Below are 19711 nucleotides of genomic sequence, written 5' to 3' on the forward strand. Positions count from 1 at the left end.
GCGCAAAAGGACTGCCGGGCGCACATAAAAAAACCCCGAACAGGTCGGGGTTTTTTATCGCCTGGAATCAGGCGCGACGCCGGATCAATCAGAAAACGTTGATCGGGTAGTCGGCGAACAGACGGATTTCGTTACCGCCTACGTTGTACTGGTCAGCGTTGTTGGAAACGCGCAGCCACGAGGCGCGAGCACGCAGGCTCAGGTCTTTGGCTGGACCGCTCTGGACCACGTACTTGAACTGGTTCCAGATTTCGCGCTCAGTGCCATCGCCACGGTTGGTGCCGTCGTCGATATTGGTACCGCGCACGTAGGCCACGTTGTAGGTCAGGCCCGGTACGCCGAAGGTGGCGAAGTCGATGCCGTAGCCAAGTTGCCACGAACGCTCATCCTTGCCATTGAAGTCAGACCAGTAGGAGTTGGCCAGCAGGATGGTGTTGCCACCGTCGCCGATGCCGCCAGCGTTGCGGTAGCCGCCATACAGGTAGCCGGTGTCGCCGGTGCTGCGCTGGTGAGCGACGGTGAAGCTGTGCGGGCCAACAGCCCACGTGGCGCCCAGGCTCCAGATTTTGTTGTCGCGGGCGTCAGCATCTTTCTGGTTTTCCAGGGCGAAGCTGCGGTCCAGCTTGGTTTTGTAGCCGTTGAAGTCAAATGTCAGCGACTGCTTCTCTGGCAGGGCCAGCACGTAGTTGACGTTGACGTATTGCTTCTTCAGCACGTCCTGCATGTCGGAGGCATACAGCGCGGCCGACAGGCTTTCGGTGAATTTGTAGCTACCACCGATATAGTCGATGCTTTTCAGGCGACCGCTGTCGGTGCCTTCCATGCTCTTGCGCGCTTCTTTGGTGAAGTGACCCGCGTCCAGTTGCAGACCGGCGATCTCTTTGGAGACGATCGAAGTACCGGTGTAGGTTTCCGACAACAGACGGGAGTTGTCGTACTGAAGCACAGGCACAGCCGGGAACTGATCACCGTACTTGAGCACCGTGTTGGAAACGCGGAACTTCACGGCAGCGCCGCCCTTGGCCAGGTCGTGGGGTGCCGAGCCAGGGTTGTTCGAGCCATCAGGGTTGGTAGTGCCGTTGCCCTGTTTGAAGAAGTCGATGCCGCCCGCGCCAGCGCGACCTTGACCACCGTCCAGACGGATAGCGTATTGGCCGATCACGTCCACACCCACACCCACGGTGCCTTGGGTGAAACCGGACTCGAACTTACCGATGAAGCCTTGGCCCCATTCGGCTTTGTCTTGCTTGCCGTTTTTGTAGTCACGGCTGATGTAGGCATTACGTGCGGCGATATTCAGGTGGCTGTCTTCAACAAAACCCTTGGATTGGTCCTGGTCGTTGGCCATTGCTGTCGATGCGCTCAAAATCCCCAGAGCGATCAGACTCATCCGTTGCTTCAACATTTTTTTGTATTCCTTATTTCTGGTTGAGTACGCGCTATGACACCAGGCCCCATGTCGCTTTCTGGTATCGACTGCGTCCTGAAAAAAGAAGGCCCGCGGACGCCTTAACAGGCCGCGAGCCTTTTTTTATTGGATGAGTCATGGCGGTGAGCCACAGGCGTTGGGCGCAATCCTAGTCGCGCGTTGAACTATGTGTCAATTTCGTGAATCGTCTGTATTTAGGCGAAATAATTCTAAGCAAAGGCCTATTGCTGTTCTGAAAACGACAAAAAAACACCTTCAAATGCCCTTGAAACACATCTCGTAACATATTTAGAAGTCGATACGTTTGGTAATAAATAACGCGCGCAAATGCAAAGCATTACCATTAACGTGCAGTTTTCCTCCCAAACAATTCGGATACATGCCTTCATGCCTGCCCTTCGCCTGACGCCCATCACCCTTGGGCTTTCCGTTCTGCTGTCTGCCGGTTTTGCCTGTGCGGCCACCACCTTGCCTGAAACCTCGATCAGTGCCGAAGCTGACGAAGACGACCCCCGGGTCAAGGAAACCAGCACGGCCACCCGCACCGCCACACCCGTGCGTTACGTGCCTCAGGCGATCGATTCAGTGAAGACCGAAAGCCTGCGCGCCTACGGCACCAACGACCTGGGCCAGGCGTTGAGCGGCATCCCGAACGTCAGCAGCGGCGCCGACACGCGTTTCGACAGCCTGCGCATCCGCGGTTTCGACGCGAGCAATGACTTCTACCTGGATGGCATTCGTGACGACAGCCAATACATTCGCGACCTGCATAACATCGAGCGCATCGAAGTGCTCAAGGGGCCGGCGGCAGTACTTTACGGGCGAGGCGGCCAGGGAGGGATCGTCAACCGCGTGAGCAAGCTGCCGGTTGCCGGACACAAGTCGAGCATTGAGGCCCAAGGCGGCAGCAATGATTTGCGCAGCTTGTACGCCGACCTCAGCACCGACCCCACCGATAACATCAGCCTGCGCCTGAACATGGGTAACCAGGACAACAACAGCTTTCGCGACGGTGTGAGCGGCAACCGCCAGCTCTTCGCGCCGTCCATGAGCTGGCAGCTGACGCCAGACCTGAACTGGCTGGTGCAATACGAATACAGTCGCTACAACCGCACGCCCGACCGTGGCATTCCCGGAGTCAACGGGCGCCCGGCTGACGTGAGCCGCAGCACCACCTACGGCGACAGCCGCGACTACATCGACGACAAAACCCAGTCGCTACGCTCCAAGCTGGCCTATGAGCTCAACGACAACTGGCAACTGCGCCAGACCCTGGGTGTGTTCAAGCTCGACAGCGATTTCGACAACACCTACCTCACCGCCTATACCCCGTCGACCAACCGTGTCACGCGCCAGCGCTGGCAGCAGAACCTGACCACTCTCAACATCTTCAACAACGTCGAGCTGGAAGGCGGCTTCAGCACCTTCGGCCTGGAGCACCGCTTGCTCACCGGCCTTGAACTGGGCAGCCAGCGCCGCGACCCGAAGCTGTATACCGCCACGGCCGTCGCACAAGGCGGCCGCGTCGTGCCGCCCCTGGATCTCAACCAGCCCAACCGCAACCTCAGCCACACCGGACGGATGAGCCTGCAAAGCAACAACCACACCGAAGTCGACAGTCGCGCCATTTATGTACAGGATCAACTGCTCCTGAATGACCAGTGGCAAATCCTGGCCGGCCTGCGTTATGACCGCTTCGAGGTAGACACCAAGAACAAGCTGCTCAACACCCAGCAGGCCGTCAAAAGCCACAGCACCAGCCCGCGTTTTGGCCTGGTGTGGACGCCGTTGGAACATCACTCGTTCTATGCCTCATGGAGCAAGACGTTCTCCCCAGCGGGCGGCGGCTTGATCGGCATCACCCCGAACGCCGCCGGCAGCGTCAACGACCTGAGCCCTGAGCTGACCAAGCAGAAGGAAATCGGGGTCAAGAGCGACTGGCTCGACGACCGCCTGAGCACCACCCTCGCCGTGTACGAGCTGGAACTCTACAACCGCCGCACCAGCGACCCGCTGGACCGCACCATCACCCTGCTCAGCGGCTTGCAGCGCTCTCGCGGCGTGGAGTTGACCGCCACCGGCAAGATCGTCGGAAACTGGTATGTACGCGGTGGTGTGGGCTTGCAGAATGCCACGGTCGAGAAGGACAACAACGGCTTCGAAGGCAAGCGCGTCAGCGATGTGGCCAAGCGTAACGGCAGCCTGTTCATTACCTGGAAACCGGAGATGGGCTGGTACGCGGAAACCGGCCTGACGCTGGTCGGCGACCGTTATGCCGACAGCCTCAACACCGTGGTGCTACCGGGTTATGGCCGCTGGGATGCGTTGGCGGGGTTCCGTCAGAAGGAGTGGGATGTAAGGGCGGCGCTGAACAACATCGCGGATAAAACCTACTATGCGTCGGCGACCAGTGTGGCGCAGATCCAGCCAGGGGAGCCGCGTAGCGTGGTGGTTACAGGCACCTACAGTTTCTGAGGAAAACGCGGTCAGTGTGGGAGCTGGCTTGCCTGCGAAAGCGGTGGGCCAGCCAGCGAATAGTTGGCTGATACACCGCTTTCGCAGGCAAGCCAGCTCCCACATTTGATTTCGGTGGTGCTTCAGCTATTCAACACGTCACACAACGCATGCACTTCGTCCTCACTGAACAACCCCGCCGGGTAGCGTTCACGCATCACACTATGCAAGTCAGGCTGTTGCCTGATCTGTCGCGAACCGTTTTCCTTCAACCAGAGCCCCAGCGCATGGATCGCGTCACCATTGACCCTCAAGGGGTGGAACGTGCGCGTGTACATCGAGTTGATATCGGCGTTCATTTCAGCGCTCTCTCCTACTGCGTGAGCGGCTAACTTACTCAAGGTTTATGACAGAACTGCGCAGTCATCACCTTGGGCCACTGTGACAACAGCGATACAAGACCTATGCCAATGTTTCGTGTTTATAGGTATGCCGATACAAAAAAGCCCGCGACCTTGCGGGGCCGCGGGCTTGCTGTTAGCGCTGAAACCGGGAAGCACCCGGCTAGCGCCAAGACACTGTTACAAGTGCACTCAATTTTTGTGCGGGGCTGGCTGTTGTTGGGTCAGGCAATGGATATTACCGCCACCCAGTAACAGTTCGCGGCCCGGCACCATCACCACTTCGTGCTGCGGGAACAGGTCCTGCAGGATTGTCTTGGCCACGCTGTCCAGCGGGTCATCGAAGCTCGGCGCAATGATGCCGCCATTGACGATCAGGAAGTTGACGTAGGAACCGGCCAACCGCACGGTCGGATTACGCTCCTGGGTCCCGTCAACCGGATCAACACCGGCGCATTCTTCCTCGGTCGCGTAAAGCGGTCCAGGGATCGGCATTTTATGCACTGTGAACGAGCGACCCTGGGCATCGGTGCTGCTTTGCAGCACGTCCATGGCGGCATGGCAGCGTGCGTAGTTCGGGTCTTGCGGGTCATCGGTCCAGGCCAGCAGCACTTCGCCCGGGCGCACGTAGCAGCAGAAGTTATCCACATGGCCGTCGGTTTCGTCGTTGAACAGGCCGTCTGGCAACCAGATAATTTTATCCACAGCCAGGTTGGCACTCAGCACCGCTTCAATCTCGGCACGGCCCAAGTGCGGGTTGCGATTGCGGTTGAGCAGGCATTCTTCGGTAGTGATCAGGGTGCCTTCGCCGTCAACATGGATCGAACCGCCCTCCAGCACAAAGCCTTCGGTGCGATAGCGGGGGGCCCGTTCGATCTCGAGGATCTTGCCGCCGACCTGCGAATCGCGGTTCCACGGCGAATACAGGCCGCCATCAAAACCGCCCCAGGCGTTGAAGTCCCAGTTCACACCGCGCACTTCGCCGCTGTTGTTGATCACGAAGGTCGGCCCGGTGTCGCGCACCCAGGCGTCATCGCTGGACATCTCCAGCACCCGGATATTCGGCACATCCAGGCGCGCGCGAGCATTTTCGTACTGGCCGGCGGAAACCGCTACGGTCACCGGCTCAAAACGTGCGATGGCCTTGGCCACCGCCACGTGAGCGGCCTGCGCTGGCTTGCCGCCCAGGCGCCAGTTGTCCGGGCGCTCTGGCCAGATCATCCAGGTTTGAGTCTGTGGCGCCCATTCGGCAGGCATGTGGAAGCCATCGGCGCGAGGGGTGCTGTGCAGGGTGGTCATGGCGATCAGGACTCCGAATGGGGGTAAAGGCCGACTTTATAACGGATATAAATCGGCTTTAAAAGCAACATAAGTTCATAGCAGATGAATATGACAGAAAATAACCGATAACAATCGATTATAACGCGTGTTCGTCCAGCACCTTCGACAGCATGTCGACAAAGAAATCCACACTGCGTTTGGACGTGACCATCGGCGGCTTGATCTTGAGGATGTTCAAATAATCCCCCGTGGGTTGCATAAAGATCCCCAGCTCCCGCAGGCGGTCGCATAGCAAGGCGGTCTCCTCAGTGGCCGGCTCCAGGGTGTGCCGGTCGCGCACCAATTCCAGGCCGAGATAAAACCCGGAGCCGTGGACAGCCCCCACTAATGGATGACGATCGATCAATTCTTCCAGCCGCGCCTTGAAATGCCCACCAACCACTTGGGCGTTTTCCCACAGCTTTTCTTCCTCCATCACATCCAAGACGGCCATGCCGATCCGGCAACTGACCGGGCTCCCCCCCGACGATGAGAAGAAGTACCCCTCAGCCTCCAGCGCCTCGGCGATTTCGCGACGGGTGATCACCGCCCCCAACGGCTGGCCGTTGCCCATTCCCTTGGCCATGGTGATGATATCGGGCACTACGCCCTGCTCTTCAAACCCCCAGAAGAAATGCCCCATACGGCCGTAACCCACTTGCACTTCATCGGCGATGCACACGCCGCCCCTGGCGCGGATAAGTGCATACACCTGCTGCAAATAGCCCGGCGGCAGGGAGATGCCGCCGGCATTGCCGTACACCGGCTCGCAGATGAACCCTGCCAGTTGGCGTTTGCTCGCGGCGATTTTCGCCAGGTTGTGTTCCACGCTTCGTACGTAATCAGGCGCACTGTCCTGCCCGCGGAACTCACCTCGATAAGTATTGGGCGCGGTCACCGGGTGCACCCAGTCCGGGCGACTGCTCAGCGCCTGGGGGTTGTCGGCAATCGAGGTGGACACCGCATCTGCCGCCACCGACCAGCCGTGGTACGCCTCGAGCACGCTGAGCATGTCGCGGCCACCGCTGTAGGCCCAGGCGAGGCGGATCGCCAGGTCATTGGCCTCGGTGCCGCTGTTGACCAGGAACACGCGGTCCATGCCTTCCGGCGCCAGCGCCAGCAAGCGCTCGGAGAACTCGGCAATCGCCGCATAGTGAAAACGTGAGTTGGTATTGAGCAGCGACCACTGGCGCGCCGCCACCGCCGCCATGCGCGGGTGGCCATGGCCCAGCACTGCCACGTTGTTGAGCATGTCGAGGTACGAACGGCCCTGCATGTCGATCAGGTGGTTGCGCCAGCCGCGTTCGATGCGCGGCGGGTCGACGTAATAGTGCTTTTGCGAACGGGCGAAACTGGCGTCACGGCGAGCGAGCAGGGCCTCGGAGTCCAACTCGGGCTCTGCGTCGCAAGCCAGGCCCAGCAGCGCCGCCGGCGAGGGACACAGCGCCTGCCACGCCTGCGCCCGGGACGGCGTGCAGAACAGCGGCGCCGGCAAGCCAGTACGGCACAGTTGCACGGTCAGCGGGCCTTCGACCTCACCGACCACCTGGCCCTTGAGTACGGCGGCGCCAGGCTGCAACAGCGCTTTGGCACCCCACAACCGCACATTGGCTTCGCTGCTGTGCACACGCAGTTCGCCATTCACGCCGGGGCGGACGATGCCCGCAAACGGAGCCTCGATGGAGGTGCCCCGGGGCACGTGCAGCTCGACGTGCAGCGCGAACGTCTCAGGTTCATAAGCACTGTCGGGCTGCGTACGCGACAAGCGGTACTGCCCGTAGCGACTGGCCGCCAGGCCGTGCACGGCAGCTGCATCCTGCAACAAGCGCTGATCGATACCCGCCTGCTCCCAGTTGCCTGCCTCGAAATGCGGGCTGAGCACGCCCAGGTCGATCAACGCAAACTCACGTCCCACCAGGCCCGGTAGCAAGGGCGCGAAGCCTTGGCCGGCAATCGGTGCCAACGCCTGCCCGACACAGCCCAGGATCGCCGCCTCCATCAATTCAAACGGCACTGACGTCGCCACGTGGAAAATTTCCCACTCATGTGCGGCGTTTTTCAGCAGGTAGCTGTTATCCGGATCCAGGCGTTGCTGCTGCTCGCTGCTCAACACCAGCACCGCCGCCCGTGCAACGATCAGCGACCACAGCGCCTGCAATTCTTCGTGTTGCAACGGTGTCACCGCATGACAGGCCTGTATCGCCGGCAAGATGGCAAAGGGATCACCTTCGGCATGGTGCAGCAACGCGGCGCAGGTCACTGACAGATCGGCGATGCGCCAGGTGTGCACCAGATCGCCGAAATCGATCACGCCCTGAAGTTGCCAGTGACGTTGCGCATCACGCTGCCACACCACGTTGTCATCGGTGATGTCCATGTGCACCGCCTGCCACGGTAGATGATCAGCCAGGGGCCGGAGGCGGTTTTCGACCTGCCCTGCCACGTACTCCAGCGCTTCGCGGTGGGGCAGGTTTTCCAGGGTTGCCAGCAGATGGGTGATCAGCTCCCGGGCATGGCGCGGGTCCCATTGCAGCGTGCGCTCCAGGCCCGGGTGTTCGAACGGCGCCAGCGCTTGGCTCATCCGCCCACACAGATCACCAAAACCTGCAATTACCTCGCGGCCCAGATGAGGCTGATGGGTCAACAGCTGGCCATCGATATAGTCCAGCACCCGCACGTGCAGGGTTTGGCTGTCGAGGGTCAGGGTCAGCAACTCTTCACCGCTCACGGCCTTGATGACCTTGGGCACGTGCACATCGGCTTGGGCCTGCAGGGCATTGAGCGCCGCGTGCTGGGCCTGCAGCTCAACGGCAGCGTAGTCACCGCGGCAGATTTTCAGAACAAACCGGCCGCGGGGGCTGTCGACTCTGTAGTTGAGGTCCTGCTGGCTCCCCAACGAGTGCAGCGTGCCCATCAGGCCGTAATGCTCCTCGAGCAGCCGAGCCGCCTGATCGGGGCCAACTTGCGGGCAGGGTAGACTGGCGCGATGGATCAGGGTGGCGAGCAACATGGAGGGTAGCCTCGGTTTTTTAGGGGTGTATATCGCCATTGTTCAGGGGGGTTAGGCAACCCCCGAAGCATGCCGACCTGCCCAGCGTCACAACTCAGGCTATGCTCGCTAATCGTCCGTCTAAGGAAAAGGGCCCCCGACATGCGCATTCTCATTACCGGTGGCGCCGGTTTTATCGGTTCTGCTTTGGTACGTCACCTGATTCAGCACACCGAGCACGAAGTGCTCAACCTGGACAAGCTCACTTACGCTGGCAACCTAGAATCGTTGATCCCTATTGCGTCAAACAGCCGTTATGAATTCGTCCAGGCCGATATCAACGACCAGGCGACAGTCAGCGCTGTGCTGGCACGCTTCGAGCCCGAGGCGATCATGCACCTGGCAGCCGAATCCCATGTCGACCGTTCAATTGATGGTCCGTCGGACTTTATCCAGACCAATATCGTCGGCACCTACAGCCTGCTGGAAGCCGCTCGTGGTTACTGGCAAACGCTCAGCGGTCCGGCAAGAAGTGCGTTCCGACTCCATCATATTTCGACCGATGAAGTGTACGGCGACCTGCATGGTGTAAACGACCTGTTCACCGAGACCACTCCCTATGCGCCCAGTTCGCCCTACTCTGCGAGCAAAGCGGCGTCCGACCATCTGGTCCGCGCCTGGCAGCGTACGTACGGCTTGCCGGTGCTGTTGACCAACTGTTCAAACAATTACGGACCATTCCATTTCCCCGAAAAACTCATCCCGCTGGTGATCCTCAACGCGCTCGCGGGTAAGCCGTTGCCGGTCTATGGTGATGGTTTGCAGGTGCGCGACTGGCTGTTTGTCGAAGACCACGCCCGGGCATTGCTCAAAGTGGTGACTGAAGGCGTGGTGGGCGAGACCTACAATATTGGCGGCCACAACGAACAAAAGAACATCGACGTGGTGCGCAGCATCTGCGCCTTATTGGAAGAGCTGGCACCGCAGCACCCAGCCGGGGTGCAGCAATACACCGACCTGATCACCTTCGTAAAAGACCGGCCTGGCCATGACCTACGCTATGCCATCGATGCCAGCAAGATCGAACGTGAACTGGGCTGGTTACCCGAGGAAACCTTTGAGACTGGTCTACGCAAAACCGTGCAGTGGTACTTGGATAACCTGGAATGGTGCCGCAGGGTCCAGGACGGCAGTTACCAGGGCCAACGATTGGGCAACACCGACATGAGGGATCTGATCGCATGAAAGGAATCGTATTGGCCGGCGGCTCCGGCACACGTCTTCACCCCATCACTTTGGGCGTGTCCAAGCAACTGTTGCCGGTGTATGACAAGCCGATGATCTACTACCCGATCTCGGTGCTGATGCTGGCGGGCATCAAGGAAATCCTAGTGATTTCCACCCCAACGGACCTACCGCAATACCGCAACCTTCTGGGTGACGGTAGCCAATTCGGGGTGAAATTCAGCTACGCCGAGCAACCCTCGCCGGACGGCCTGGCGCAGGCCTTTCTGATTGGCGAGCAGTTCATTGGCAGCGATCCGGTGTGTCTGATTCTCGGCGATAACATTTTCCACGGCCAAAGCTTCAGTGCACAGTTGCACGCGGCGGTGAAACGCGGCAAAGGTGCTACGGTCTTTGGCTACTGGGTCAAAGACCCGGAACGCTTCGGCGTGATCGACTTCGACTGCGAAGGCCGTGCCCTGTCCATCGAAGAAAAACCGGCGGTACCCAAATCCAGCTACGCCGTCACCGGCCTGTATTTTTACGACAACGATGTGATCAATATCGCCAAAGCGGTGAAGCCTTCCGCCCGTGGTGAATTGGAAATCACCGACGTCAACAATGCCTACTTACAGCGGGGTGACCTGCAGGTTGAACGCTTCGGCCGTGGCTTCGCCTGGCTCGACACCGGCACCCACGACAGCCTGCTGGACGCCTCGCAATACGTGCAGACCATTGAGCGCCGCCAAGGACTCAAAGTGGCATGCCTTGAAGAAATCGCCTATGGCAACGGTTGGATCGATCGCGACCACCTGCTCGAGCGCGCCAAATACTTTGGCAAGACCGGTTACGGCCAATACCTCTACTCGCTGGCTGGAGACAACCAGTGAACATCATTGAAACCTCACTGCCCGGCGTACTGATCATCGAACCCAAAGTGTTCGGTGATGAACGCGGCTATTTCTACGAGAGCTTCAACGCCCGGGCGTTTGAAGAGGCGACCGGGCTCAAGCGTAACTTTGTCCAGGACAACCACTCGCGCTCACAAAAAGGCGTGTTGCGTGGTCTGCATTACCAACTCGAACATACCCAGGGAAAACTGGTGCGCGTCACGGCCGGTGAAGTGTTGGACGTAGCAGTGGATATCCGCCGCAGCTCGCCGAACTTTGGCCAGTGGGTGAGCGTGCGGTTGTCGGCGCAGAACCACCGCCAACTGTGGGTGCCGGAGGGTTTCGCGCATGGTTTTGTGGTGCTGAGCGATCATGCCGAGTTTCTGTACAAGACCACCGACTACTACCAGCCCAGCGCTGAACGCAGCATGCTGTGGAATGATCCAACGCTGGCCATCAACTGGGAGCTGACCGAGACGCCGCAGCTGTCCGCGAAGGATCAGGCCGGCAAACCGCTGATGGAAGCAGACGTATTCCCATGAAAATCCTGATCACCGGCCAACACGGCCAAGTCTCCCGCGAACTGCAACTTCGGCTCCAGGACCTCGGCGATCTCATCGTTCTCGGCCGCGACCAACTCGACCTGGCCAACCCCGACCAGATCCGCCAGCAAGTCCGCGCCCATCGCCCTGACTTGATCATCAACGCCGCGGCCCATACGGCTGTCGATCAAGCTGAAAGCGAGCCGGACGTAGCGTTCGCGATCAACGCCATCGCCCCCGGCGTTCTCGCGGAGGAAGCCAAAGCCCTGGGCATCCCGTTGATCCACTACTCCACCGACTACGTGTTCGACGGCAGCAAACCCGCCCCCTACACCGAAGCCGACACGCCGAACCCGCTGGGCGTCTATGGCCAGAGCAAACTGGCGGGCGAGCAGGCGATTACGGCCGTTGGCGGCAAATACTTGATCCTGCGCACCAGCTGGGTCTACTCCAGCCACGGCAAGAACTTCCTGCTGACCATGCAGCGCCTGTTAAAGGAAAAGCCGCAGATGCGCATCGTCGCCGACCAAATCGGCGCGCCAACCTGGGCCGGCAGCATCGCCCACAGCACGCGTGGGTTGATCGAGCGCTGGCAGGCGGGCGAGCCGGGGGAATGGGGTGTCTATCACTTGACCGCCAGAGGCGAAACGTCGTGGTTCGGGTTTGCCGAGGCGATTGGCGAGCATCTGCGCAAGCAAGGCAACGCCTGCGCTGAACTGGAGCCGATCCCTGCCAGCGCCTACCCGACGCCAGCCAGGCGCCCATTGAACTCGCGTCTCGATTGCAGTCGCCTGCAGCAGCAATGGCACATCAGCCAACCGCCGTGGCAAGACGCATTGCGCGAGTGTCTTGCAGGGCAGCACTAGGCATAATGCGCCTGTACCCACAGGCGCACGAATCCCATGACTCCACCCCTCCCGCGTAGACCCCGCTGGCGCAGCCTCGCCCTGTTGGCGTTGTGCCTGGCACCGCTGCTGTGGCCGCTGGAGCACCTGGCCGAGCGTTATTACCGCAGTGAGCTGGCCGGCCAGAATCGCCAGACCCTCGACCTGTACGTGGCCAACCTGCTGGGCACCCTGCACCGCTACGAAGTACTGCCACAAATTCTTGGCGACCTGCCGGCGTTGCGCACGGCACTTGGCGCGCCCCAGGTCAGCACCAACCTGGTCAACGCCAACCTGCTGCTCAAGGACGTCGCCGCCCAGGCCGGGGTGGAGGTGATGTACCTGATGGACACCTCCGGCAAGACCCTCGCCGCCTCCAATTGGGATAAACAAGACAGCTTTGTCGGGCGCAATTTTTCGTTCCGCCCCTACTTCAGCGAAGCCATGGCCGGGCGCCTGGGGCGGTTTTTCGGGTTGGGCACCACGTCGGCCAAGCGCGGCTATTTCTTCGCCGCCGCCGTGCGCGATGGCGATAAAATCATCGGCGTGCTGGTGGTCAAGGTCGACCTGGACCACACCGAAAGCCTGTGGGGCAACACCCCGGAACAACTGCTGGTCACCGACCATAACGGCGTGGTAATTCTCACGTCGCGGCCACAGTGGCGATTCCGTGCCACCCGGCCGCTGACGGCTGAAGAACGCCAGGCCATCATCGCCATCCAGCCCTACCCCACCCGCGATCCCCAGCCGCTGAGCCTGAGCAGCACCGCCTGGCTTCGCCAATCTACGGCCATCGCCGAGACCGGCTGGAACGTGGAAATCCTCGCGCCACGTTCGTTGATCAACCGCCCGGTACGCACGGTCGTTGCCGTGGGTGGCGCCACGCTGTTGGTGTTGATGCTGTTACTGGGCTTGATGATGCAACGCCGCCGCCATTACTTGGAACGCATCGCCTTTGAAGCCAAGGCCCGGCGCGAGCTGGAAGCGCGAGTGGTCGAACGGACCAGTGACCTTGAAGGCCTCAACCGGCGCCTGAAACAGGAAGTGCTGGAACGCGAGCACGCTCAGCAGGAGCTGGTGCGTGCCCAGGACGACCTGGTACAGGCCGGCAAACTGTCGGCGCTGGGCACCATGTCGGCGAGCATCAGCCACGAACTCAACCAGCCTTTGGCAGCGATTCGCAGCTATGCGGAAAACGCCGAAATCCTGCTCGACCACGAGCGCACCAGCGACGCGCGGGGCAACCTCAAGCTGATCAGCGAACTGACCGGGCGCATGGCCTCGATCATTGCCCACTTGCGCGCCTTTGCCCGTCGCGACCGGCATGCGCCCGAAAGCGTAGCCCTGCAACCGGCACTGGACGATGCGCTGGCCTTGCTGGCCAAGCGGCGTCGGTCGATGGAAGTGGAGCTGATCCGCGATCTGCCGGAGGCAACATTGTGGGTACAGGCCGGCGAAACCCGGTTACGCCAGGTGCTCGGCAACCTGCTGGCCAACGCCCTCGACGCCCTCACCGAAAAAGGCCCGCCGCGCAAACTCTGGCTGAGTGCCGAAACCACCGAGCAGGGCGTCAACCTGTACATTCGCGACAACGGACCGGGCTTTTGCATGGAGGCCCTGGGCCGCGCCAGCGAGCCGTTCTATACCACCAAGACCCGCACCCAGGGCCTGGGGTTGGGGCTGGCGATCTGTGAAACCCTGATGCGCGCCTTTGGCGGTGAACTGCTGTTTGCCAACCACAAGGAAGGCGGCGCGCTGTTAACCTTGAAATTGCGTGCCGGCTCGCCGGGCGTCAGTCTGCAACCGTCCGAGGACCGCAGTGTATGAGTATCGATAACCAGATTCAGGTGGTGTTGATCGACGACGATCCACACCTGCGTCAGGCCCTGTGCCAGACCCTGGACCTGGCCGGGCTGAAAGTCCTGACCCTGGGCGAAGCCACCGGCCTTACCGCGCGCCTGTCGCGGGATTGGCCGGGCGTGGTGGTCAGCGACATCCGCATGCCCGGCATGGACGGCCTGGAGCTGCTCGCCGAACTGCACGGCCAGGACCCGGACCTGCCGGTGCTGCTGATCACCGGCCACGGCGATGTACCGCTGGCGGTGCAAGCCATGCGCGCCGGGGCGTATGACTTCCTCGAAAAGCCCTTCGCCAGCGATGCCTTGCTCGACAGCGTGCGCCGCGCCCTGGCCTTGCGCCGCCTGGTGCTGGACAACCGCAGCCTGCGCCTGGCCCTCAGCGACCGCCAGCAATTGAGCACACGCCTGGTGGGGCACTCGCCACAAATGCTGCGCCTGCGCGAACAGATCGGTGCACTGGCGGCGACCAGAGCCGATGTGCTGATCCTCGGCGAAACCGGCGCCGGCAAAGAAGTGGTGGCGCGCGCGCTGCATGACCTGTCGAGCCGCCGCAGCGGTCCGTTTGTGGCGATCAACGCAGGCGCTTTGGCCGAATCCGTGGTGGAAAGCGAGCTGTTCGGCCATGAACCCGGCGCGTTTACCGGCGCACAGAAACGCCGGATCGGTAAATTCGAATTTGCCAACGGCGGTACTTTATTCCTCGATGAAATCGAAAGCATGAGCCTGGATGTACAGGTCAAACTCTTGCGCCTGTTGCAGGAGCGCGTCGTCGAGCGCTTGGGCGGCAATCAGCTGATACCGCTGGATATCCGCATCATCGCCGCGACCAAGGAAGACCTGCGCCAGTCCGCCGACCAGGGCCGTTTCCGTGCCGACTTGTATTACCGCCTCAACGTCGCGCCGCTGCGTATTCCACCGCTGCGTGAGCGCGGTGAAGATGCGCTGATGCTGTTCCAGCATTTTGCCGATGAAGCCAGCAGCCGCCACGGCCTGCCGCTGCACGAGCTGCAACCGGGCCAGCGCGCGCTGCTGCTGCGTCATAGCTGGCCGGGCAACGTGCGCGAGCTACAAAACGCTGCCGAACGCTTCGCCCTGGGCCTGGAACTGGCGCTGGATAACACACCGGACAATCCATCGGCCGGTGTCCTGACCTCCACGCCCGGCGGCCTCAGCGAGCAAGTCGAGCAGTTCGAAAAAAGCCTGATCGCCGCCGAACTGACCCGCCCGCACAGCTCTATGCGTAGCCTGGCCGAAGCCTTGGGCGTACCGCGCAAAACCTTGCACGACAAACTGCGCAAGCACGGCCTGAACTTCGCCAACCAAAGTGGCGACGACGAATGACCGCTCCCACCCGCCAAGAGGCCCCCATGAGCCGCGACAGCCGTTACCTGGAATCCATCCTTCACCACGACATCCCCCTCACCCGGGAAATGGGTCTCAAGGTGCTCGATTGGCAGCACGGGCAGCTGGAATTGCACCTGCCCTTGCAAGCCAATATCAACCATAAGAGCACCATGTTCGGCGGCAGCCTGTATTGCGGCGCAGTCCTGGCGGGCTGGGGTTGGCTGCACTTGCAGCTGCGTGAAGAAGGGATTGAAGACGGGCATATCGTGATTCAGGAGGGGCAGATCAGCTATCCGCTGCCGGTCACGCGGGATGCGACGGCTGTTTGCGCGGCGCCGGAGGAGAAGGTGTGGAAACGCTTTGTGGCGACGTATAAGCGTCATGGCCGTGCGCGGTTGGCGTTGGAGACGTGGATTGTGAATGAAGGCAGTGAGGAAAGAGCGGTGGCTTTCACCGGTCAATACGTCCTGCACCGCTAAAAGCAATCATGCAAAACCAACTGTGGGAGCTGGCTTGCCTGCGATAGCGGTCTGACAGTCACCGTTTCAGTGACTGAACCACCGCCATCGCAGGCAATCCAGCTCCCACATTGAATGTATGGTGGCCTTAGGACCGGGCCAGGGTCAGCAACCGCTCACGCCAGGCCGCCTTCGCCGGCAACGCCAAAAAGAACGGGTTCAGCAACGATGCCCGCGCCGGATAACTGAACGGCGCGCCGTTCAACTCCAACACCTCGCCCCCAGCCCCTTCCAGCACGCCCTGAGCCGCCGCAGTGTCCCACTGTGAAGTGGGTGCCAAACGCGGATAACAGTCGGCGCTGCCTTCGGCCAACAGGCAAAACTTCAACGAACTGCCGATATTCGCCAGTTTCAGCTCACCCAAGCCTTCGCTCAAACCGTCCAGCAAACGTTCCTGCTCAGGGCTTGTATGGCGACGGCTGGCGACCACAGTAAATGACTCACCCGCCGCCGGCGCGGCGCGCACCTGAATCTGTTTGGGCGCTTCATTGACGTCCGAACGCCAAGCGCCCAGGCCCGCGCCACCGAAGTAACAACGCCCGTTGGTGGGCATCGACACCACGCCAAACACCACGCGGCCTCGTTCAATCAGGGCGATATTGACGGTGAACTCTTCGGTGCCGGCGATAAACTCCTTGGTGCCGTCCAACGGGTCAACCAACCACCAGCGCTCCCAGCCGGCACGCACGCTCTGGTCGATGTCGGCGTCTTCCTCGGACAGCACCGGAATGCTCGGGTCCAGCGCGGTCAGGCCTGCCAGGATCAGATGATGCGCAGCCAGGTCCGCCGCCGTCACCGGCGAATCGTCGGCCTTGGAAGTCACCGCCACATCGGCGCGCCAGTACGGCATTATCACTTCACCCGCCTGGCGTGCCAGTTCGATCACTGGGGCAATAAACGCGTGGCCTAAAAACAGTTCGCTCATGCCGTAAATGCTCCACGCTGGGTCAACAGGTCTCGTACCAGGTAAAGCGCGGCCAGGGCGCGGCCTTCGCTGAATTGCTCGTTTTGCGCAAGCATCGACAGCTCGCGCAGGTTCACCCGGTCCACACGCATCGGCTCAGGTTCATCGCCTTCAAGGCGTTCTTCGTAGAGGTCGGTGGCCAGCACCACCTGGATTTTCTGACTCATGTAACCGGGCGACAATGACAACTCGGTAATGTGTTCCAACTGCCGCGCGCCGTAGCCGGCTTCCTCCTTGAGTTCGCGATCGGCTGCCGCCAGCACATCTTCACCGGGTTCGATCAAGCCCTTGGGCAAGGACAGCTCATACTCGTCGGTGCCACCGCAGTATTCTTCAATCAGCAATGCATGATCCTCATCGATCATCGCCACGATCATCACCGCGCCGTAGCCGGCACCGCGGCCCACAAGGCGTTCGTAGGTCCGTTCAACGCCATTGGAAAAGCGCAATTGCACTTCCTCCACGCGGAACAAACGGCTACTGGCGACTATTTCGCGGGCGAGGACGGTGGGTTTCTGGCGCATAAACGGCTCCTTGGCGTGATCGGGTTACTATACCGTGGCTTTTCCGATTGTCTGTGTCGGATATCTTTACTTACATGAGAACGCCCCATGCCCGCTTTGCCCTGGCACGCCATCGACACCGTCCTGCTGGACATGGACGGCACCCTGCTCGACCTGCATTACGACAACCATTTCTGGATGGACCACCTGCCCCAGCGGTACGCCGAGCTGCACGGGGTGAGCCGCGCCATGGCCGAGATGGAGTTGCAGCCCCTGTTCGAGCGTAACGCTGGACAGTTGCAATGGTATTGCCTGGATTTCTGGAGCGCGGAGCTGAAGATCCCGGTGCGCGAACTCAAGCTGGAGACCGCCCACTTGATCGCCCTGCGCCCGGATGCCGACACGTTCCTGGCGGCCATCAAAAGGGCCGGCAAGCGTGTGATCCTGATCACCAACGCGCATCGTGATTCACTGTCATTGAAGCTGGAACGCATTGAACTGGCGCCGTATTTCGAACGGTTGATCAGCTCCCACGATTACGGTTTCGCCAAGGAAAACCCGCAATTCTGGGATGCCCTGCAAGCCGACATCAACTTCGACCCCGCCCGCAGCCTGTTTATCGACGACACGTTGCCGATCCTGCGCAGCGCCCAGGCGTTTGGCGTGGGGCATTTGCTGGCAGTGAAAGAGCCGGACAGTAAGAAGGGGCCCAAGGACACAGCTGAATTCGCAGCGGTGGGTGATTACCGAGATCTCATTGTCGGACTCTGACCCCCAAGTGGGAGAAGATCCATGTGGGAGCCGGGCTTGCCCGCGATGCAGGCACCGCGGTGTTTAGCTCAAACCGAGGCGATGCTATCGCGGGCAAGCCCGGCTCCCACACAAGCCAGCTCCCACATTTAGGCCTTCGTATTACTTGGGAATACGCAGTGTCTGGCCTGGATAGATCTTGTCCGGATGGGACAACAGCGGCTTGTTCGCCTCGAAAATCTTGTTATACAGATTGGCGTTACCGTACACCGAGAGAGAAATAGCACTCAGCGTGTCGCCCTTTTTCACGACTACAAAAGTGGCAGCCTCGACAGCCGGCCCCGTTACAGTGATCTGGTCATCCACACTGGCCACACCGGCAATATTGCCCAGCGCCAGCAGAATCTTCTCTTTCTCTTCCTGGGTGGCGACTTCACCGGTCACCGTCACCTTGTCGCCATCTACCGTGGTCTGCACGTTCGGATTACCCAGACCCACTTTGGACACGTGGTCCTTCAACTGCTCACTGGCGTTTGCATTGCCCGGCGTCAACAGGTCGACAATCTTTTCGCCAGCTTCCTTGATAAAGCTAAAAATGCTCATAGTGCGCTCTCCTTGGTTTTTGATTTCCAGATGCCCAAGACTAGACCAGTCCTTTGGACTTGGGTTCCAGCCCGACCCAAGACCCAAACGCGCTAGAATCCCCCCGCCATTGGAATAAGCCCTGGAGCGAAGATGGACATCAAACAGCTGAAATTCCTCATCGCCCTCGACGAAACCCGTCACTTCGGCCAGGCGGCGGCGCGCTGCCACATCACCCAACCGACTCTGTCGATGCGCTTGCGCAACCTGGAAGAAGAGCTTGATCTATCGCTGGTCAACCGTGGCCAGCGCTTCGAAGGTTTTACCGCCCCCGGTGAGCGGGTGTTGGCATGGGCTCGCACGGTGCTAGCGGCATATGACGGCTTGCAGGCCGAAGCGGCAGCCTGTCGCGGCAACCTGGTGGGTACGTTGCGCCTGGGCGTGGTGCCGTTGTCGAGCTTCGATCCCTTGGCGTTGATGCAGCAACTGCATAAAGAACACCCGAGCCTGCGCTTCGAGCTGTCGGCGCTCAGCTCTGAACAGATCCTTGAACAATTGGCGAGCAATCGGCTGGACCTGGGCGTGTCTTACCTCGAACGCCTGGACAACGAACGCTTCGACTCGCTGGCGTTGGGCGAAACCCGTATGGGCCTGCTTTACGACCAGCGCTTCTTCAGCTTTGGAGATACGCCGTTGAGCTGGGAAGCGCTGATCGAACTGCCCCTGGGCATGCTGACCAGTGGCATGCACTTTCGCCAGTCCATCGACCACAACTTCCACAGCCGTGGGCTCAACCCGCAGCCGTTGCTGCAGACCGATGCCGTCCATCAGTTGTTACAAGCTGTGCATGGCGGCCTCTGCTGTGCGGTGATGCCGCTGGATGGGGGCTTGGACGCGCTCACCGAACATCTGCGCCTGCAGCCGATCGAAGACGCCCATACACTGGCCCGCCTGGGGTTGATCATGCGCCGCAGCGCGCCGCGTTCAGCGTTGGCGGAGGCGTGTTTCGCGCTGTATCAGAAATCGCAAATCGAATCTTGATCGACGTCATCTATCAG

The 19711-nt window shown here is 60.7% G+C and carries 17 protein-coding genes; 10 read left to right on the forward strand and 7 right to left on the reverse strand.

The genetic code is table 11. From position 1 onward, the window contains the following. Window positions 1–88: 88 nt before the first annotated feature. Window positions 89–1405 carry an OprD family porin gene (locus tag JBO08_RS20780; protein WP_220074898.1) on the reverse strand — a complete coding sequence of 439 codons (1317 nt, stop codon included), beginning with the start codon at window positions 1403–1405 and terminating at the stop codon, window positions 89–91. Between the two features lie 411 nt (window positions 1406–1816). Between JBO08_RS20780 and JBO08_RS20785 the strand changes: the two genes are divergently transcribed. Next, on the forward strand, window positions 1817–3904 hold the full coding sequence (locus JBO08_RS20785; RefSeq protein ID WP_220074899.1) for a TonB-dependent siderophore receptor: 2088 nt from the start codon (window positions 1817–1819) through the stop codon (window positions 3902–3904). A gap of 122 nt (window positions 3905–4026) precedes the next feature. Here the strand turns inward: JBO08_RS20785 and JBO08_RS20790 are convergent, their stop codons facing one another. From JBO08_RS20790 to JBO08_RS20800, 3 genes are all read right to left on the reverse strand, one after another. Further along, window positions 4027–4242, reverse strand: coding sequence for a hypothetical protein (locus JBO08_RS20790; RefSeq protein ID WP_065875806.1), 216 nt, complete (start codon window positions 4240–4242; stop codon window positions 4027–4029). A 234-nt stretch (window positions 4243–4476) separates the two neighbouring features. Further along, window positions 4477–5583, reverse strand: a complete 1107-nt coding sequence (gene aguA / locus JBO08_RS20795) for an agmatine deiminase (RefSeq protein ID WP_065875807.1) — start codon at window positions 5581–5583, stop codon at window positions 4477–4479. A gap of 118 nt (window positions 5584–5701) precedes the next feature. Then, on the reverse strand, window positions 5702–8614 hold the full coding sequence (locus tag JBO08_RS20800) for an aminotransferase (RefSeq protein ID WP_220074900.1): 2913 nt from the start codon (window positions 8612–8614) through the stop codon (window positions 5702–5704). Window positions 8615–8755: 141 nt separating this feature from the next. Between JBO08_RS20800 and rfbB the strand changes: the two genes are divergently transcribed. Genes rfbB through JBO08_RS20835 form a run of 7 tightly spaced genes read left to right on the forward strand, consistent with a single transcriptional unit; the run spans window position 8756 to window position 15815 of the window. Next, window positions 8756–9838, forward strand: a complete 1083-nt coding sequence (gene rfbB / locus JBO08_RS20805; protein ID WP_065879776.1) for a dTDP-glucose 4,6-dehydratase — start codon at window positions 8756–8758, stop codon at window positions 9836–9838. Beyond that, window positions 9835–10707, forward strand: coding sequence for a glucose-1-phosphate thymidylyltransferase RfbA (gene rfbA, locus JBO08_RS20810; RefSeq protein WP_065879775.1), 873 nt, complete (start codon window positions 9835–9837; stop codon window positions 10705–10707). The genes rfbB and rfbA overlap by 4 nt, the downstream gene beginning before the upstream one ends. Continuing rightward, window positions 10704–11249, forward strand: a complete 546-nt coding sequence (gene rfbC, locus JBO08_RS20815) for a dTDP-4-dehydrorhamnose 3,5-epimerase (protein ID WP_065879773.1) — start codon at window positions 10704–10706, stop codon at window positions 11247–11249. Before rfbA ends, rfbC begins: the two co-directional genes overlap by 4 nt. Beyond that, window positions 11246–12115 (forward strand): dTDP-4-dehydrorhamnose reductase, encoded by an 870-nt coding sequence (gene rfbD, locus JBO08_RS20820; RefSeq protein WP_220074901.1) that lies wholly within the window; start codon window positions 11246–11248, stop codon window positions 12113–12115. The genes rfbC and rfbD overlap by 4 nt, the downstream gene beginning before the upstream one ends. A gap of 36 nt (window positions 12116–12151) precedes the next feature. Then, a complete protein-coding gene (locus tag JBO08_RS20825) occupies window positions 12152–13960 on the forward strand; it encodes an ATP-binding protein (RefSeq protein WP_065879770.1) in 1809 nt (602 codons plus the stop codon). After that, window positions 13957–15333 (forward strand): sigma-54 dependent transcriptional regulator, encoded by a 1377-nt coding sequence (locus JBO08_RS20830; protein ID WP_049710567.1) that lies wholly within the window; start codon window positions 13957–13959, stop codon window positions 15331–15333. Before JBO08_RS20825 ends, JBO08_RS20830 begins: the two co-directional genes overlap by 4 nt. A gap of 26 nt (window positions 15334–15359) precedes the next feature. Beyond that, complete coding sequence (locus JBO08_RS20835) at window positions 15360–15815, forward strand: thioesterase domain-containing protein (RefSeq protein ID WP_065875819.1); 456 nt, start codon at window positions 15360–15362, stop codon at window positions 15813–15815. A 127-nt stretch (window positions 15816–15942) separates the two neighbouring features. On the opposite strand, the gene cysQ is transcribed toward JBO08_RS20835, so the two are convergent. Both cysQ and nudE read right to left on the reverse strand, forming a co-directional pair. Then, window positions 15943–16779: a 3'(2'),5'-bisphosphate nucleotidase CysQ gene (cysQ, locus tag JBO08_RS20840; protein WP_065890245.1), complete on the reverse strand. Its 837-nt coding sequence runs from the start codon at window positions 16777–16779 to the stop codon at window positions 15943–15945. Next, a complete protein-coding gene (gene nudE, locus JBO08_RS20845; protein WP_065875823.1) occupies window positions 16776–17342 on the reverse strand; it encodes an ADP compounds hydrolase NudE in 567 nt (188 codons plus the stop codon). Before nudE ends, cysQ begins: the two co-directional genes overlap by 4 nt. Window positions 17343–17429: 87 nt before the next feature. Here nudE and yrfG point away from each other — a divergent pair, with 87 nt between their 5' ends. Next, window positions 17430–18092 (forward strand): GMP/IMP nucleotidase, encoded by a 663-nt coding sequence (gene yrfG / locus JBO08_RS20850; RefSeq protein ID WP_065879768.1) that lies wholly within the window; start codon window positions 17430–17432, stop codon window positions 18090–18092. Window positions 18093–18233: 141 nt separating this feature from the next. Here yrfG and lysM read toward each other — a convergent pair whose 3' ends face one another. Beyond that, a complete protein-coding gene (lysM, locus tag JBO08_RS20855) occupies window positions 18234–18674 on the reverse strand; it encodes a peptidoglycan-binding protein LysM (RefSeq protein WP_010214059.1) in 441 nt (146 codons plus the stop codon). A 132-nt stretch (window positions 18675–18806) separates the two neighbouring features. On the opposite strand from lysM, the gene JBO08_RS20860 reads away from it, so the two are divergent. After that, entirely contained in the window at window positions 18807–19694 is an 888-nt protein-coding gene (locus JBO08_RS20860; RefSeq protein ID WP_049710572.1) for a LysR family transcriptional regulator, read from the forward strand. Window positions 19695–19711: the final 17 nt, after the last annotated feature.

The sequence above is a fragment of the Pseudomonas sp. LAP_36 genome, assembly GCF_019456785.1.
In the GTDB taxonomy this organism is placed as follows: Bacteria; Pseudomonadota; Gammaproteobacteria; order Pseudomonadales; family Pseudomonadaceae; genus Aquipseudomonas; species Aquipseudomonas tritici.

Excerpts from the sequence above, each read along its gene's own strand:
- JBO08_RS20800 (WP_220074900.1), bottom strand. The coding sequence starts at position 8,614 with ATGTTGCTCGCCACCCTGATCCATCGCGCCAGTCTACCCTGCCCGCAA.
- rfbB (WP_065879776.1), top strand. The coding sequence starts at position 8,756 with ATGCGCATTCTCATTACCGGTGGCGCCGGTTTTATCGGTTCTGCTTTG.
- nudE (WP_065875823.1), bottom strand. The coding sequence starts at position 17,342 with ATGCGCCAGAAACCCACCGTCCTCGCCCGCGAAATAGTCGCCAGTAGC.
- JBO08_RS20860 (WP_049710572.1), top strand. The coding sequence starts at position 18,807 with ATGGACATCAAACAGCTGAAATTCCTCATCGCCCTCGACGAAACCCGT.
- yrfG (WP_065879768.1), top strand. The coding sequence starts at position 17,430 with ATGCCCGCTTTGCCCTGGCACGCCATCGACACCGTCCTGCTGGACATG.
- JBO08_RS20790 (WP_065875806.1), bottom strand. The coding sequence starts at position 4,242 with ATGAACGCCGATATCAACTCGATGTACACGCGCACGTTCCACCCCTTG.
- JBO08_RS20785 (WP_220074899.1), top strand. The coding sequence starts at position 1,817 with ATGCCTGCCCTTCGCCTGACGCCCATCACCCTTGGGCTTTCCGTTCTG.
- JBO08_RS20825 (WP_065879770.1), top strand. The coding sequence starts at position 12,152 with ATGACTCCACCCCTCCCGCGTAGACCCCGCTGGCGCAGCCTCGCCCTG.
- JBO08_RS20780 (WP_220074898.1), bottom strand. The coding sequence starts at position 1,405 with ATGTTGAAGCAACGGATGAGTCTGATCGCTCTGGGGATTTTGAGCGCA.
- JBO08_RS20835 (WP_065875819.1), top strand. The coding sequence starts at position 15,360 with ATGAGCCGCGACAGCCGTTACCTGGAATCCATCCTTCACCACGACATC.
- JBO08_RS20830 (WP_049710567.1), top strand. The coding sequence starts at position 13,957 with ATGAGTATCGATAACCAGATTCAGGTGGTGTTGATCGACGACGATCCA.
- lysM (WP_010214059.1), bottom strand. The coding sequence starts at position 18,674 with ATGAGCATTTTTAGCTTTATCAAGGAAGCTGGCGAAAAGATTGTCGAC.
- rfbA (WP_065879775.1), top strand. The coding sequence starts at position 9,835 with ATGAAAGGAATCGTATTGGCCGGCGGCTCCGGCACACGTCTTCACCCC.
- cysQ (WP_065890245.1), bottom strand. The coding sequence starts at position 16,779 with ATGAGCGAACTGTTTTTAGGCCACGCGTTTATTGCCCCAGTGATCGAA.
- rfbD (WP_220074901.1), top strand. The coding sequence starts at position 11,246 with ATGAAAATCCTGATCACCGGCCAACACGGCCAAGTCTCCCGCGAACTG.
- aguA (WP_065875807.1), bottom strand. The coding sequence starts at position 5,583 with ATGACCACCCTGCACAGCACCCCTCGCGCCGATGGCTTCCACATGCCT.